The organism is Streptomyces nitrosporeus (assembly GCF_008704555.1).
Classification (GTDB): Bacteria; Actinomycetota; Actinomycetes; order Streptomycetales; family Streptomycetaceae; genus Streptomyces; species Streptomyces nitrosporeus.
Genome location: NZ_CP023702.1, coordinates 6,385,875 through 6,400,107, shown reverse-complemented (window position 1 = coordinate 6,400,107; position 14,233 = coordinate 6,385,875). Strand labels below are relative to the sequence as shown.

Annotated in this window: 11 protein-coding genes; 4 read left to right on the top strand and 7 right to left on the bottom strand. The window is 73.4% G+C overall.

The genetic code is table 11. The annotated features are described in order from the left end of the window. Positions 1-583: 583 nt before the first annotated feature. Positions 584-1,786, top strand: coding sequence for an amino acid deaminase/aldolase (locus tag CP967_RS28290; RefSeq protein WP_150490684.1), 1,203 nt, complete (start codon positions 584-586; stop codon positions 1,784-1,786). A gap of 32 nt (positions 1,787-1,818) precedes the next feature. On the opposite strand, the gene CP967_RS28285 is transcribed toward CP967_RS28290, so the two are convergent. The 3 genes from CP967_RS28285 to CP967_RS28275 all read right to left on the bottom strand — a co-directional run bounded on the left by CP967_RS28285 (position 1,819) and on the right by CP967_RS28275 (position 5,569). Next, complete coding sequence (locus tag CP967_RS28285; protein ID WP_150490683.1) at positions 1,819-2,643, bottom strand: 3-oxoacyl-ACP reductase; 825 nt, start codon at positions 2,641-2,643, stop codon at positions 1,819-1,821. Positions 2,644-2,649: 6 nt separating this feature from the next. Then, a complete protein-coding gene (locus tag CP967_RS28280) occupies positions 2,650-4,026 on the bottom strand; it encodes an aldehyde dehydrogenase family protein (protein ID WP_373300379.1) in 1,377 nt (458 codons plus the stop codon). A 133-nt stretch (positions 4,027-4,159) separates the two neighbouring features. After that, complete coding sequence (locus CP967_RS28275) at positions 4,160-5,569, bottom strand: glutamine synthetase family protein (RefSeq protein ID WP_150490682.1); 1,410 nt, start codon at positions 5,567-5,569, stop codon at positions 4,160-4,162. Between the two features lie 74 nt (positions 5,570-5,643). Between CP967_RS28275 and CP967_RS28270 the strand changes: the two genes are divergently transcribed. Further along, positions 5,644-6,384 carry a FadR/GntR family transcriptional regulator gene (locus CP967_RS28270; RefSeq protein WP_150490681.1) on the top strand — a complete coding sequence of 247 codons (741 nt, stop codon included), beginning with the start codon at positions 5,644-5,646 and terminating at the stop codon, positions 6,382-6,384. A gap of 114 nt (positions 6,385-6,498) precedes the next feature. Further along, positions 6,499-7,227, top strand: coding sequence for a gamma-glutamyl-gamma-aminobutyrate hydrolase family protein (locus CP967_RS28265; protein WP_150490680.1), 729 nt, complete (start codon positions 6,499-6,501; stop codon positions 7,225-7,227). A 25-nt stretch (positions 7,228-7,252) separates the two neighbouring features. On the opposite strand, the gene CP967_RS28260 is transcribed toward CP967_RS28265, so the two are convergent. Further along, entirely contained in the window at positions 7,253-8,236 is a 984-nt protein-coding gene (locus tag CP967_RS28260) for a LysR family transcriptional regulator (protein WP_150490679.1), read from the bottom strand. 70 nt (positions 8,237-8,306) lie between these two features. Between CP967_RS28260 and CP967_RS28255 the strand changes: the two genes are divergently transcribed. Next, positions 8,307-9,458 carry a TDT family transporter gene (locus CP967_RS28255; protein ID WP_150490678.1) on the top strand — a complete coding sequence of 384 codons (1,152 nt, stop codon included), beginning with the start codon at positions 8,307-8,309 and terminating at the stop codon, positions 9,456-9,458. A 21-nt stretch (positions 9,459-9,479) separates the two neighbouring features. On the opposite strand, the gene CP967_RS28250 is transcribed toward CP967_RS28255, so the two are convergent. The 3 genes from CP967_RS28250 to CP967_RS28240 all read right to left on the bottom strand — a co-directional run bounded on the left by CP967_RS28250 (position 9,480) and on the right by CP967_RS28240 (position 14,070). After that, on the bottom strand, positions 9,480-10,025 hold the full coding sequence (locus CP967_RS28250) for a helix-turn-helix domain-containing protein (protein WP_150490677.1): 546 nt from the start codon (positions 10,023-10,025) through the stop codon (positions 9,480-9,482). A 291-nt stretch (positions 10,026-10,316) separates the two neighbouring features. Beyond that, positions 10,317-12,950, bottom strand: a complete 2,634-nt coding sequence (locus CP967_RS28245) for an ABC transporter permease/substrate binding protein (RefSeq protein WP_150490676.1) — start codon at positions 12,948-12,950, stop codon at positions 10,317-10,319. Further along, entirely contained in the window at positions 12,943-14,070 is a 1,128-nt protein-coding gene (locus CP967_RS28240) for a quaternary amine ABC transporter ATP-binding protein (protein ID WP_229888405.1), read from the bottom strand. Before CP967_RS28240 ends, CP967_RS28245 begins: the two co-directional genes overlap by 8 nt. Between the last annotated feature and the right edge of the window lie 163 nt (positions 14,071-14,233).

Genomic DNA, 14,233 nt, shown 5'->3' with positions numbered 1-14,233 from the left:
GGCACAGGGCGCAGCCTGGCGGTCGTCTCCACGGGCGGGGGCGGGGGCGGGCACACAGGAGCGGGAGCCTGACCGGGCACGGGAGGCTGCGGAGGTGCAGGGGTCTGTGGAGCTACGGGGGTCTGCGGAGGCACGGGGGCCTGCTGAGGCACAGGGGCCTGCGGGGACGCCGGAGCGGGTGCCCCACCGGACACGGGCCCCGGCCCCGGAACGGGCGCGGGCGTCCGGCCGGGCGCAGGGGCCTGCGGGAATGCGGGAACCCGGCCGGGCGCGGGAGCCGACGGGGGTGCGGGGGCGCGGGGCGGGACGGGTGGCGGGGCCGTCGGCGGGGCGGCGGGCGGAGGGGAGACCGGCCGGGGCGGCACCGGAGCGTGCTGCGCCTCGGTACTCATCCCGCCCCCTGGTTCACGTTCACGTCCCCGTACCGCCGGCGTCACGCCGTCCCGGACAGGGTGGTCGGTCAACCGCCTGACCGTCACTCTACGGGGTGCGCGGCTCCCCGTGGGCACGGGACGGAGGGAGCGGGGTGTTCTGCGCCGAACATCCCCTACCCATGGGTACGACTGTCTGGCAAGCTGCGGCCATGGCTGCCCGTACCTCTGACCGGACCCGTTACGACCGGGCCACCGCCCACCTCGAAGCACCCCTCGCCGTCGTCGACCTGGACGCCTTCGACGCCAACGCCGACGACCTGGTGCGGCGTGCGGGCGGGAAGCCCGTGCGGGTGGCGAGCAAGTCGGTGCGCTGCCGGGCGCTGCTCGAACGGGTGCTGGCCCGCGAGGGGTTCGCCGGGATCATGTCGTTCACGCTGGCGGAGTCGCTCTGGCTGGCCCGTTCCGGTTTCGACGACGTGCTGCTCGCCTATCCGTCCGCCGACCGGGCCGCGTACGCCGAACTGGCGGCCGATCCGAAGCAGGCGGCGGCCGTGACCGTGATGGTGGACGACCCGGCGCAGCTGGAGCTGATCGACGCCGCACGGGCCGGCGGGCGCGAGGAGATCCGGGTCTGCCTGGAGCTGGACACCTCGCTGCGGCTGCTGGGCGGCCGGGTGCGGGTCGGTGCCCTGCGCTCCCCGCTGCGCACCCCGGCGCAGTTGGCGGAGCTGGCCCGCTCGGTGGTCCGCAGGCCGGGGTTCCGGCTGGTCGGGCTGATGGCGTACGAAGGCCATGTGGCCGGGGTCGGCGACTCGGTGGCGGGGCACCCGCTGCGCTCGCGGGCCGTACGTCTGATGCAGGCGACCGCCCGCCGGGAGCTGGTGGCGCGGCGCGCGGAGGTGGTGCGGGCGGTGCGGGCGGTGGCCCCGGACCTGGAGTTCGTGAACGGCGGCGGGACGGGCAGTGTGCAGCACACGGCCGCGGAGGCCGCGGTGACGGAGATCGCCGCCGGGTCGGGGCTGTACGTCCCGCGCCTCTTCGACAACTACACCTCGTTCACCGGCCGTCCGGCCGCGCTGTTCGCCCAGCCGGTGGTCCGCAGGCCGGGCGTGGGGGTGGTGACGGTGCTGGGCGGCGGTTACCCGGCTTCGGGCGCGGCGGGCGCGGACCGGCTCCCGGTCCCCTACCTCCCCGAGGGGCTGCGGTACGACCCGATGGAGGGGCCGGGCGAGGTGCAGACCCCGCTGCTCGGCTCCCCCGCCGACGACCTGCTGATCGGGGACAAGGTGTGGTTCCGGCACGCCAAGGCCGGTGAGCTGTGCGAGCGTTTCGACACGTTGCGGCTGATCGAGGGCGACCGGGTCACGGCGGCCGTGCCGACGTACCGCGGTGAGGGCCGCACGTTCCTCTGACCTCGCGGCCCCCCGCGCCCCGGCACGTACGCCTACAGCGGGGTCACGTAGGCCCCCGCGATCCCGCCGTCCACGAGGAAGTCCGTGGCGTTGACGAAGGAGGAGTCGTCGCTGGCCAGGAAGGCCACCGCGGCGGCGATCTCCGTGGCCCGGGCGAACCTGCCCAGCGGGATGTGGACCAGCCTCCGGGCGGCGCGTTCCGGGTCCGCGGCGAACAGTTCCCGCAGCAGCGGGGTGTCGACCGGCCCCGGGCAGAGGGCGTTGACGCGGATGCCCTCGCGGGCGAACTGCACGCCCAGTTCACGGGAGAGGGCGAGCACCCCGCCCTTGGAGGCGGTGTAGGAGATCTGGGAGGTGGCCGCGCCCATCCTGGCGACGAAGGAGGCGGTGTTGATGATCGAGCCGCGGCCCTGGCGCCGCATGTAGGGCAGGACGGCCTTGCAGCAGAGGTAGACGGAGGTGAGGTTGACGTCCTGGACGCGTTTCCACGCCTCCAGCCCGGTGGTGAGGATGGAGTCGTCGTCGGGCGGGGAGATGCCCGCGTTGTTGAAGGCGACGTCGACGCTGCCGTAGGTGTCGTACGCGGTCGCGTAGAGCGCCTCGACCTGGCCGGGGTCGGTGACGTCGGTGGGGACGAAGACGCCGCCCGCCTCCTCCGCGGCGGCGGCGCCGGTCTCCCGGTCGATGTCGGCGCAGACGACCCGGGCGCCTTCGGACGCGAGCCGGCGGACGGTCGCCAGGCCGATGCCGCTGCCCGCTCCGGTGACGACGGCGGTACGTCCCACCAGGCGGCGGCAGACGGCCGGGGCGCTCGGGGAGCCGGGGGCGGGGGACGCGGGGTTCGGGTCGGTGCTCATGGGTGCTCAGTCCTCCGTGCCGATGAAGACGTTCTTGGTCTCGGTGAACGCCGCGAGGGCGTCGGGCCCCAGTTCGCGGCCCAGTCCTGACTGCTTGCAGCCGCCGAACGGTGTCCAGTAGCGGACGGCGGAGTGGGAGTTGACGGAGAGGTTCCCGGCGCGGACGGCCCGGGAGACCCGGAGCGCGCGGCCGACGTCGCGGGTCCAGAGGGAGCCGGCCAGTCCGTGGTCGGTGGCGTTCGCCAGCCGTACGGCGTCGGCCTCGTCCTCGAAGGGCAGGACGACGGCGACCGGGCCGAAGACCTCCTCGGTGGCGACGGGCGCGTCGGGGCGCACGCCGGTGAGGACGGTCGGCGGGAACCAGAAGCCGGGCCCGTCCGGCGCGCTGCCCCGGATCGCCTCCGCGCCCTCGGGGACGTAGCCGCGGACGCGTTCCAGCTGGGTGCCGGAGATCAGCGGGCCCATCAGGGTCTTCTCGTCGGCGGGGTCGCCGACGGTGACCGCGGCCACGGCGGGTTCCAGCAGCGCGAGGAACCGGTCGTACACCGTCCGCTGGACCAGGATGCGGGTGCGGGCGCAGCAGTCCTGCCCCGCGTTGTCCAGGAAGGACATGGGGGCGGTGGCCGCGGCCGTCTCGATGTCGGCGTCGGCGAAGACGATGTTGGGGCTCTTGCCGCCGAGTTCGAGGGTCAGCCGTTTCACCCGGTCCGCGCACCGCGCCATGATCCGCTTGCCCACACGGGTCGAACCGGTGAAGACGATCTTGCCTACGCCGGGGTGCTCCACCAGAGCGGCGCCGGTCACGTCACCGGCCCCCGGCAGTACCTGGAAGAGGTGCTCGGGCAGCCCGGCGTCGAGGGCGATGCCCGCCAGCCGCAGAGCGGTGAGCGGGGTGGTCTCGGCGGGTTTGAGGAGGACGGCGTTCCCCGCGGCGAGGGCGGGGGCGAAGCCCCAGGCGGCGACCGGCATGGGGAAGTTCCAGGGGGCGATCACCCCGACGACACCGATCGGTTCGAGGAAGGTGAGGTCGACACCGCCGGGCACCGGGATCTGCCGGCCCGTCAGGCGTTCCACTCCCCCGGCCGCGTAGTCCAGCAGGTCCCGGACGTTGGCCGCCTCCCACCGGGCGTTGCCCAGGGTGTGCCCCGCCTCGGTGACCTCCAGCCGGGCGAGCTGTTCGCCGTGTTCGCCGACGAGTACGGCGAAGCGGCGCAGCAGCCGGGCACGGTCGGCGGGCGACAGGCCGGCCCAGGTCCGCTGGGCCCCGGCGGCCCGGAGGACGGCGGTGTGGACCTCGGCGGCGGTGGTGGCGGGGACGGTGGCGACGTGCTCCCCGGTCGCCGGGTTCAGTACGTGGTGCTCAAGGGTCACGGGCTGCCTCACAGGGTTTCCGTCGGGCGGGGGCGTCGCGGGCGGGTTCCGGCTCCGGGGGGCCGCAGGCGTCTTCGCTGTCCTTCCCGGCGTGCCGGCGGGGCGGCTCGGACGGGGGTGCGGAGCCCCGCGGGGGCAGGGCGCCTCACAGGCGTTCGAAGGAGCGCCGGCGTTCCCAGTCGGTCACCGCGGCGTCGAATGCCTCCAGTTCGACGCGGGCCATGTTGCGGTAGTGGGCGACGACCTCGTCGCCGAAGGCCTCCCGGGCCACCTCGCTCTTCTCCCACAGGCCGGCGGCCTCGCGGAGCGTGCCGGGGACCCGGTCGTATCCGGCGGTGTAGGCGTTCCCCTCGCACGCCTCGGGGGGTTCCAGCCGGTGCTCGATGCCGTGCAGCCCGGCGGCGACGAGACCGGCGACCGCGAGATAGGGGTTGACGTCGCCGCCGGGCAGCCGGTTCTCGAAGCGCAGGGACGGGCCGTGGCCGACGACCCGCAGGGCGCAGGTGCGGTTGTCGTGCCCCCAGGCGACGGCCGTCGGGGCGAAGGAGCCCGGCTGGAAGCGTTTGTAGCTGTTGATGTTGGGCGCGTACAGCAGGGAGAAGTCGCGCAGGGCGGCGAGCTGTCCGGCGAGGAAGTGCCGCATGAGGGGGGACATCCCGCCGGTCCCGTCCGCCATGACGCTCCGGCCGCGGCCGTCACCGCTGCCTCCGTCCCCACTGCTGCCGCCGCCGCTGCCGCCGTCGTCGCGGAGCGAGAGGTGGATGTGGCAGGAGTTGCCCTCGCGCTCGTTGAACTTGGCCATGAAGGTGAGCGCCACCCCTTCCTGGGCGGCGATCTCCTTGGCGCCGGTCTTGTAGACGGCGTGCTGGTCGCAGGTGACGAGGGCCTCGTCGTAGCGGAAGACGATCTCGTGCTGGCCGGGGTTGCACTCGCCCTTGGCGGACTCGACGGTGAGTCCGGCGCCCGCCATCTCGTTGCGGATCCGGCGCAGCAGGGGTTCGACGCGGCCGGTTCCGAGGACGGAGTAGTCGACGTTGTACCGGTTGGCGGGGGTCAGGCCCCGGTAGTCGCTCTCCCACGCCTGTTCGTAGGTGTCCTTGAAGACGAGGAACTCGAGCTCGGTGCCGACGTGGGCGGTGAGGCCGCGGACCGCCAGCCGTTCCAGCTGCCGCCTCAGGATCTGGCGGGGGGCGGCGGCGACCGGTGAGCCGTCCTCCCAGGTGAGGTCGGCCATGACCATGGCGGTTTTCTCGTGCCAGGGGACACGGCGCAGGGTGGCCGGATCGGGGCGCATGACGAAGTCGCCGTAGCCGTTGGACCAGGAGGACATCGCGAACCCGTCGACGGTGTTCATGTCCGTGTCGACGGCGAGCAGGTAGGCGCAGCCCTCCGTGCCGTGGTCGAGCACCTCCTCCAGGAAGAAGGAGGCCGCGAACCGTTTGCCCTGGAGCCGGCCCTGCATGTCGGTGAAGGCGAGGACGACGGTGTCGATGCCGCCGTCCGCGACGAGCGCGCGCAGTTCCTCGGTACGGAGCGGGGGTGTGCGGTCTGCCACGGGGTACTCCTCGTTCGGCGGGCCGGTCGGCCTAAGGTATGGGTCGGAACCTTCAGGGGGAGGGGGATCACGACATGACGGACGTGACCGGCGTACCGCCGGGTCCCGGGGGCCCGCTGCCGGTGCTGCGCCCGGTCCGCGGGGGCAACGGCTCCGAGGAGGCCCTGGAGCAGGTCCTCCAGGTGATCCGGCTCGGCCTGGTGCCCGCCGGCGGGCGCCTTCCGCCGGAGCGCGAGCTGGCCGGGCGCCTGGGTGTCAGCCGGGTCACGCTGCGCGAGGTGCTGAAGGTGCTCCAGGACCGGGGTCTGGTGGAAGCCCGGCGCGGGCGACACGGCGGTACGTTCGTGCTCCCCCGGCCCGGGCTTCCGGGCGGCGGGGAGGAGCTCCGCCGCCGGGCGGGCGCCGTCGACCTCCAGGACGTCCTGCGCTTCCGTGAGGTCCTGGAGACCGGGGCGGCCGGGCTGTGCGCGGCACAGGACCTCGGCGGCGAGGGGGCGGACCGGCTGCGGGCGGCTCTGGCGGCGACACACGAAGCACCTCTGCCCGACTACCGCAGGCATGACACCTTCTTCCACCTGACGCTCGTCCGGCTCTCCGGCTGCCCCTCCCTGGCCGACCGGTACGCCGCCGTCCGGGCGACGGTCAACGACCTGCTGGAGTGCGTCCCCCTGCTGGTGCGGAACCTGGAGCGCTCCCAGCACCAGCACACGGCGCTCGTGGACGCGGTGCTGGCGGGCGACGGGGCGGCGGCCCGCGCGGTGGCGGCCGGGCACTGCGCGGGGACGGAGGCCCTCCTGCGGGACTCCCTGGCTTGAACCAGCCGTTCCGGATCACCTCTCTTGCGCGGCGGTCTGGTACGAACAAAGGTATGGCGCATCACCATTGCATTCGGACGGGTCCGCGGACCCGTCCGCCGGAGGGACCGCGCCATGCACGAACCGCTCATCGGCATCACCACCTATCTGGAGCCGTCGGCCCGCTGGGGTGTCTGGGAGCTCCCCGCGGCGCTGCTGCCCTCCGCGTATCCGCAGATGGTCCAGCGCGCCGGCGGCCTGGCCGCCCTGATGCCGCCCGACGCCCCGGAGCGGGCGGGCGCGGTGGTGGAGCGGCTGGACGGCCTGGTGATCGCGGGCGGGGCGGACATCGAACCCGGGCTGTACGGCGCGGAGCGCGATTTCCGCACGGGCCCGCCGGTGCACGAGCGCGACACCTGGGAACTGGCCCTGTTCCGGGCGGCGCTGGAGGCCGGGGTGCCCGTGCTCGGCATCTGCCGCGGGCTGCAGCTGGTGAACGTCGCCCTGGGCGGCACCCTGACCCAGCACCTGGACGGCCACACCGGTCCGTTCGGCAAGGCCGGGGTGCTCGGCGAGCACACGGTGACACCGGTCCCGGGGACGCTGTACGCCTCACTCGTGCCCGAGGATGCCTCCGTACCGACGTACCACCACCAGGCCGTGGACCGGCTGGCGCCGGGGCTGGTGGCGTCCGCGCACGCGGCGGACGGCACGGTGGAGGCGGTCGAACTGCCCGGCGGGCAGTGGGTGCTGGGGGTGCAGTGGCATCCGGAGATGGGCGACGACCCGCGGGTCGTGCAGGCCCTGGTGGACGCGGCCCGGGCCGGTGCGGGGGCCGGGCGCCCGGCCGCGGAGCGGGTCTGACGGACCGGCACCGGCCGCCGGCCCCTCAGCCGCGGGCCGGGCCGAAGGGGCGCGCGGTCAGCGAGAGCAGGTCGCGGGCCGGGCCCGCCGGGCGGTGGCCTGCGGGCCAGACGGCGCGCAGCTGGCGGCGCAGCCGGATGCCCGCGACGGGCACCTCGACCAGGCGCCGGGCCGAGAGTTCCTCGTCCAGGGCGAGTTCGCTCAGCACGCAGGGGCCGGCCCCGCTCTCCGCGGCGCCCTTGACCGCGGTGGTGGAGGAGAGTTCGAGCAGCGGGCGGGCCAGGCCGCCGTGTACGGCGAGCGCCGCGTCCAGTACCTGGCGGGTGCCCGAGCCGTGTTCGCGCAGGATCAGCGGGGCCTCGGCGAGTTCCCGGGGCGTCACCTGCGTGCGCCGGCGCGCCCACGGGTGGGACGGGGCCACCACGACGACGAGCCGGTCGTGCGCGATGACGGTGCCGTCGAGGCCCTCCGGCACGGAGAGCCCCTCGACGAAGCCCAGGTCCGCCTCCCCCGAGAGCAGGCGCAGGGCGGCCGCCGCGGAGTTGCCGGCCAGCAGCGACACGGCCGTGCCGGGGCGTTCCGCCCGCAGGGCGATCAGCCATCCGGGCATCAGGTACTCCGCGATGGTCATGCTCGCCGCCACCCGCAGCCGGGAGTCCCGCCGGTCGCGGAGCGCCTGCGCCCCGGCGTCGAAGGCTTCGGCGGCCTCGACGACCCGGCGCGCCCAGTCGGTGACGAGGGCGCCCGCGCCGGTCAGCCGCGAGCCGCGCGGCGAACGGTCCAGCAGCGCCACACCGAGCTGCCGCTCCATCGACCGGATACGGCTGGAGGCCGCGGGCTGGCTGACGCCGACCTCCCGCGCCGCGCGCCCCAGGCTGCCGTGGCGGGCCACGGCCAGCAGCAGCACCATCGCCCCCAGGTCGGGCACCCGGTGGGAGAGGGGGGCCGGCGGCTCCCCAGAGGGGCCTTTGCCGGGAGGGAGGGCGGCGGAGGGTTCGGGAGGAGCCATAAAGCCAGCTTATGACCTTATAGCTCCGGGGTCCCTGGCGGGGCCCGTCCTCCCCCCGGAGAATCGTGGCATGGCCATCTATCTGCGGTCCCGATCGCCGGCACGCGCCGCCGTCCCCTTCACGGGCGCGCCCGGGTCCCCCCTGCTGCGGCACTTCGGCCCGAACTGGTACGCGCCCGTCATGGGCACCGCCGTCGTCGCGACCGCCGGCTCGGCGCTGCCGGTCCGGGTGCCCGGTCTGCGCGGTCTCTGCCTCCTCGTGTGGGCCCTCTCGGCGGTCATGCTCCTCGCGGTGCTCGCCGCCCGCGCCGGGCACTGGGCCCTGCACCGGGACCAGGGCCGCGCCCACCTCCTGGACCCGGCGGTCGCCCCTTTCCAGGGGTGCATGCCGATGGCGCTGCTCGCGGTGGGCGCGGCCACGCTGACAACCGGCCGGGACCTCATCGGCCACACCGCCGCCGTCACGGTGCACGCCCTGCTGTTCACCCTGGGTACGGTGACGGCGCTCGCCGTCGCCGTGGTGGTCCCGTATCTGATGGTCGTACACCACCGGCCCGGCCCCGGGGCCGCGTCGCCGGTGTGGCTGCTGCCGCTGGTGGCGCCGATGGTCTCGGCCGCGGTCGGACCGGCGCTGGTGCCCGAGCTGCCGCCCGGCCAGTGGCGTGAGGCCCTGCTGCTGGGCTGCTACGCGATGTTCGGGATGTCGCTGCTGGCGACGCTGGTGGTCCTCCCGCTGGTGTTCGGGCGGCTGGTGCACCACGGCCCGCTGCCGCTCGCGCTGACGCCCACCCTGTGCCTGGTGCTCGGACCGCTCGGGCAGTCCACCACCGCCCTGGGCGCCCTGGCCGATGTGGCGCCGGACGCGATCGGCACCCCCTACGCGTCCGCGCTCGGCGCGTTCGCGGTGCTGTACGGGGTGCCCGTCATGGGGTTCGCGCTGCTGTGGATCGCACTGACCGCGGCGCTGGTGGTACGCGCGGCACGCCGGGGCATGACGTTCTCGATGACGTGGTGGGGGTTCACCTTCCCCGTCGGGACGTGCGTCACGGGCTCGGCGGGGCTGGCCCGGCACACGGGGCTCGCGGCCTTCGACTGGCTGACCGTCGCGCTGTACGCGGCCCTGCTCACGGGCTGGGCGGTGGCCGCCGTGCGGACGGCACGCGGGCTGGCCGGTGGGGCACTGCTCCAAGCCCCCCGGCCGGCGACGGCGCCCGCAGCCTGAGGACCGGGCCCGGCCGCGCGGTCACCGCCTGGAGTCGTACGTCGCGTCGATGTGTTCGGCGACCGAGACGACCAGCAGCCGGGTGCCCGGCTCGGTCGCCCGCCACCGGTGCCGGACCCCGCCGGTGAGGAACAGGGTGTCGCCGCGCCCCAGCCGGTGGGCCCGGCCCTCGGCCTCGACGTCCACGGCACCCTCCACCACGTACATCACCTCGTCGTTGCGGTGCTGGAACTCCCGCCCGAGGTCCTGTTCGCCCACGAACTCCAGGGCGCTGAGCTGGTGGCGCCCGTGCACCAGCCGGTGGACGCCGTCCTCCTCGTGGGCCCGCACCACCTCCACCGAGCGCGCCGAGTCAGCTGCGGCGCGGAGGCGTTCGGTGGTGGTCTCCAGCGCCTCGGCCACCCTGCTCAGGGACCCGGGGCTGGGTCTGGCGCGCTCGTTCTCGACCTGGCTGAGGAAGGGCACGGACAGCCCGCTGCGCGCGGCCACCGCGGCCAGGGTGAGCCCGAGAGCCCTGCGCCGCCGCCGCACCGCGGCTCCCACCCGTAGGGCTTCCTTCTCGTCCATGTCCGCTCCCTCCCCCGATCGCCGTGTCCCGGTAGCCAGCACCCTACGCATGTCGTCCGGGCGATGGAGGGGAAGCAGCCGGGCGGCGAACCTCACGGGGCCTCCCGGACAAGCCTGAGGGGGACGGCTCCGGTACGCGACCGGGGCCGTCCCCCTCAGGGAGTCCTGGCGGGCGGGCGCCCGCCCCCGCCGGAGAAGGCTCCGCCGGGACCTTTGCGGGGGTCCCGGCGGGCCCCTGTCCGGTCCCCCGGGCCCGTCCGGCGGACCAGGGCGGGAGCGCGGGTGTCCGGGTCAGCCGGCCACCGGCGCCATCTCGTCCACGATGCCGGGGTTGGCGTCCATCCAGCGGCGGGCGGACTCCTTCTCCTTGCCCGCACCGCCCTTCTGCATCTCCACCTCCAGCGAGGCCAGCTGCTCCTCGCTCAGCTCGAAGTCCTTCAGCCAGCCCGTGAACTCGGGGAACTCCTCGGCGAAGTCCTTCTTGGCGACGGTGTGGATCCGCTCCCCCTCGCCCCAGGCGCCCTTGGGGTCCTCCAGTTTCTTCAGGTCGTGCTTGCCGTAGGCCCAGTGCGGCGACCACAGGGTCACCACGACCGGCTCCTTCTTCTTGATCGACCGGTCCAGCTCGGCCAGCATCGAGGAGGTGCTGGAGGAGACGACCTCGTACTCCCCCTCCAGGCCGTAGGCCTTGAGCACCTTCTTGTCGAGCGTGCCCATCATCCCGGCGCTCGACTCGATGCCGATGATCTTGCCGTTGAACTTCTCGCCCTGGCCCTTGAGGTCCTCCAGCGAGTCGATCCCCTTCACGTAGGACGGGACGGTCAGCTCCAGCGAGGTCGGCCCGTACCAGGAGCCGAGGTCGGTGAGCCGGTCCTTGTACCGGTTGACGTAGTCCTTGTGCGTGGTGGGCAGCCAGGAGTCGAACTGCACGTCGAGCTGTCCCTGGGCGAGGCCGGTGTAGAGCGGCCCCGGGTCGAGCTGCTTGACCGTGGTCCGGTACCCCCGGTCCTCCAGCACGTTCTGCCACAGATAGGTCGAGGCGATGGCCTCGTCCCACGGGAAGTAGGCCATGTCGACGGTCTTGCCCGCGTCCTTGCCCTGCTGGGTGCCGCCCTGGCCGCCGGGCAGCGGGGCCAGCTTGTCGAGGACGTCCGGGTTGTCCTTCAGCCAGGTGCGGACGCCGTCCTGCTCCTTGCCCTGGCCGGCCTCCTGGATGGTGTTCTCCAGACCGGTGAGCTGTTCCTCGGTGAGCTCGAAGTCCTTCAGCCAGCCGGCGACGACCGGGGACTTCTTCGCGAAGTCCTTGTGGGCGACGGTGTGGACCTCTTCACCCTTGCCCCAGGCGCCCTTGGGGTCCTTCAGCTTCTTCAGGTCGTGCTTGCCGTAGGCCCAGTGCGGCGACCACAGGGTCACCACGACCGGCTCCTTCTTCTTGATGGAGGCGTTCAGCTCGGCCAGCATCGAGGAGGTGCTGGAGGAGACGACCTCGTACTCCCCCTCCAGGCCGTAGGCCTTGAGCACCTTCTTGTCGAGCGTGCCCATCATCCCGGCGCTGGCCTCGATGCCGATGATCTTGCCGTTGAACTTCTCGCCCTGGCCCTTGAGGTCCTCCAGCGAGTCGATCCCCTTCACGTAGGACGGGACGGTCAGCTCCAGCGAGGTCGGCCCGTACCAGGAGCCGTAGTCCTCCAGCCGGCCGCTGTACTTGTCCCAGTAGTCCTTGTGCGTGGTGGGCAGCCAGGAGTCCGTCTGGAAGTCGATGTCACCGCGGGCGACACCGGAGTACAGCGGGCCCGCGTCGAGCTGGGTGACGCCCGTCTCGAAACCGCGCTGCTCCAGGATCTCCTTCCAGAGGAAGGTCGAGGCGATGCCCTCGTCCCACGGGATGTAGCCCATGTTGATCTTCTGGCCCTGCCCGACGTCCGTGCCGGCCGCCCGCGATTCCCCGGAGTCGCCCGCGGAGCCGGCGATGTTCAGACCGCCCGCGACGAGCGCGAGGACGACGACACCGGTCATCGCGACGGCGGTGCCCGGCTTGTAGTGGGCGAACTTCAGCCGGCGCGCGCCGGCGGCGGCCTTGGCCGCGGCCCGGCGGCCGAGCGGGGAGACCCGCTCGTTGAGCGCGCCGGTCATCCGGTCGAGGTACATGGCGAGGATGACGACGGCGATACCGCTCTCGGCTGCGAGACCGACCTGGAGCTGGGTGATGGCCGCGTAGACCTTCTCACCGAGGCCGCCGGCGCCGGCCATGCCGCCGATGACGACCATCGACAGGGCCAGCATGATGACCTGGTTGATCCCGGCCATGATCGTCGGCAGCGCGAGCGGCAGCTGGACCCGGGTCAGGGTGTGCTTGGGCGTGGTGCCGAACGCCTGGGCCGCCTCGACGAGTTCGCTGTCGACCTGGCGGATGCCGAGTTCGGTCATCCGGACGCCGGGCGGCATCGCGAAGATGATGGTGGCGATCACGCCGGGGGTGACACCGACGCCGAAGAACATCACGCCGGGGATCAGGTAGACGAAGGCCGGCATGGTCTGCATGACGTCGAGCACCGGCCGCAGCGCGGCGCCGACCCTGCTGTTCCGGGCGGCCCAGATGCCTGTGGGCACCGCGATCACGATGGTGATGGCGGCGGCCACGACGACCAGCGAGAGGGTGCCCATCGCCTCGTCCCAGAGGGCGAGGGCGTCGATGAGCGCGAAGCCCACGAAGGTCAGGACGGCGGGCAGCACGCCCCGCAGCCAGAAGGCGAGGACCGCGAATATCCCGGCCACGAGCAGCGGTTCGCCACCGCCCAGCACCGCGTCGACCCCGTCGTACATGGCGCCGAGGACGGTCTTGACCGCGTCGAAGATCCAGGTGAGGTGGGACTGCAGCCAGTCGACGGCGCTCTCGACCCATTCACCGAAGGAGAACCTAGGCACCGGCGTTCACCTTCTTCGCGCCGCGCGGGCCCGGCGGGGCCGTGGCGGCCTTCCCGGAGCCCCGCGCGCCGGCGGCGGCCTCGGCCTTCGGCTCCTCACCGAGCGCGGCGAGCAGCCTGGACCGCGGTACGACGCCGAGGAGGGCGCCGTCCCCGTCGGTCACGGCGACGGCGACACCGCTGGTGGAGCACGGGGCGAAGAGTTCCGCGACGGGCGTCTCGGCGGTCACCGTGGCGGGGGCCTCGGCCACCAGCTCGGCGTGGGGGCGCCCGGACTCGGGCTCCTCCATGATCGCACCGGCGGTGAGCACCCGGGAGCGGTCCACGTCCTGGATGAAGGAGGCCACGTAGTCGTTGGCCGGCCGCACCAGGATGTCCTCGGCGGTGCCCTGCTGGACGATCCGGCCGTCGCGCATGACGGCGATGCGGTCGCCCAGGCGCATGGCCTCGTTGAGGTCGTGGGTGATGAAGACGATGGTCTTCTTCAGCCGCTGCTGGAGTTCCAGGAGCTGGTCCTGCATGTCCCGGCGGATCAGCGGGTCGAGCGCGCTGAAGGACTCGTCCATCAGCAGCAGGTCGGCGTCGGTGGCGAGCGCGCGGGCCAGGCCCACACGCTGCTGCATGCCGCCGGACAGCTCGTCCGGCCAGGACTTCTCCCAGCCCGCGAGGCCGGTCAGCTCCAGGGCCTCGGCGGCCCGCGCCTCCCGCGCCTCGCGCGGTACGCCCTGGACCTCCAGGCCGTAGGCGGCGTTCTCCAGCACGCTCCGGTGGGGGAAGAGCGCGAAGTGCTGGAAGACCATGCTGATCCTGGTCGAGCGGACACCGCGCAGCTCTCGGGGGGTCAGAGCGGTGAGGTCCTGCCCGTCGAAGAGCACGCGCCCCGCGGTGGGGTCCAGCAGGCCGTTGAGCATCCGGAGCAGGGTGGACTTCCCCGAGCCGGAGAGGCCCATGACGACGAAGATCTGCCCCGGCTCCACGGTGAACGAGGCGTCGATCACCGCTGCGGTGGTTCCGTCGGCCCGCAACTCGTCGCGGTGGGCACCGCCTTCGAGCTTCCGGACGGCTTGATCGGGTCGTCTGCCGAACACTTTGTACAAGTGCTCGGCTTGCAGCCTGGACACATACACCTCACGCGTTGAACCGAAAAACGGCCTGCCACCCCCTTCGGCAGACCGTGGAGCGGGCGGATCCGGTCCGCGGCGCACGCGCATCTGATCGAAAAATGGACGTGGTCCGCTCCGTCGGCGCGCCTGCCCGCGCTTACACACCCCAAACACATGTGTG

Excerpts from the sequence above, each read along its gene's own strand:
- CP967_RS28290 (WP_150490684.1), top strand. The coding sequence starts at position 584 with ATGGCTGCCCGTACCTCTGACCGGACCCGTTACGACCGGGCCACCGCC.
- CP967_RS28265 (WP_150490680.1), top strand. The coding sequence starts at position 6,499 with ATGCACGAACCGCTCATCGGCATCACCACCTATCTGGAGCCGTCGGCC.
- CP967_RS28270 (WP_150490681.1), top strand. The coding sequence starts at position 5,644 with ATGACGGACGTGACCGGCGTACCGCCGGGTCCCGGGGGCCCGCTGCCG.
- CP967_RS28260 (WP_150490679.1), bottom strand. The coding sequence starts at position 8,236 with ATGGCTCCTCCCGAACCCTCCGCCGCCCTCCCTCCCGGCAAAGGCCCC.
- CP967_RS28250 (WP_150490677.1), bottom strand. The coding sequence starts at position 10,025 with ATGGACGAGAAGGAAGCCCTACGGGTGGGAGCCGCGGTGCGGCGGCGG.
- CP967_RS28255 (WP_150490678.1), top strand. The coding sequence starts at position 8,307 with ATGGCCATCTATCTGCGGTCCCGATCGCCGGCACGCGCCGCCGTCCCC.
- CP967_RS28285 (WP_150490683.1), bottom strand. The coding sequence starts at position 2,643 with ATGAGCACCGACCCGAACCCCGCGTCCCCCGCCCCCGGCTCCCCGAGC.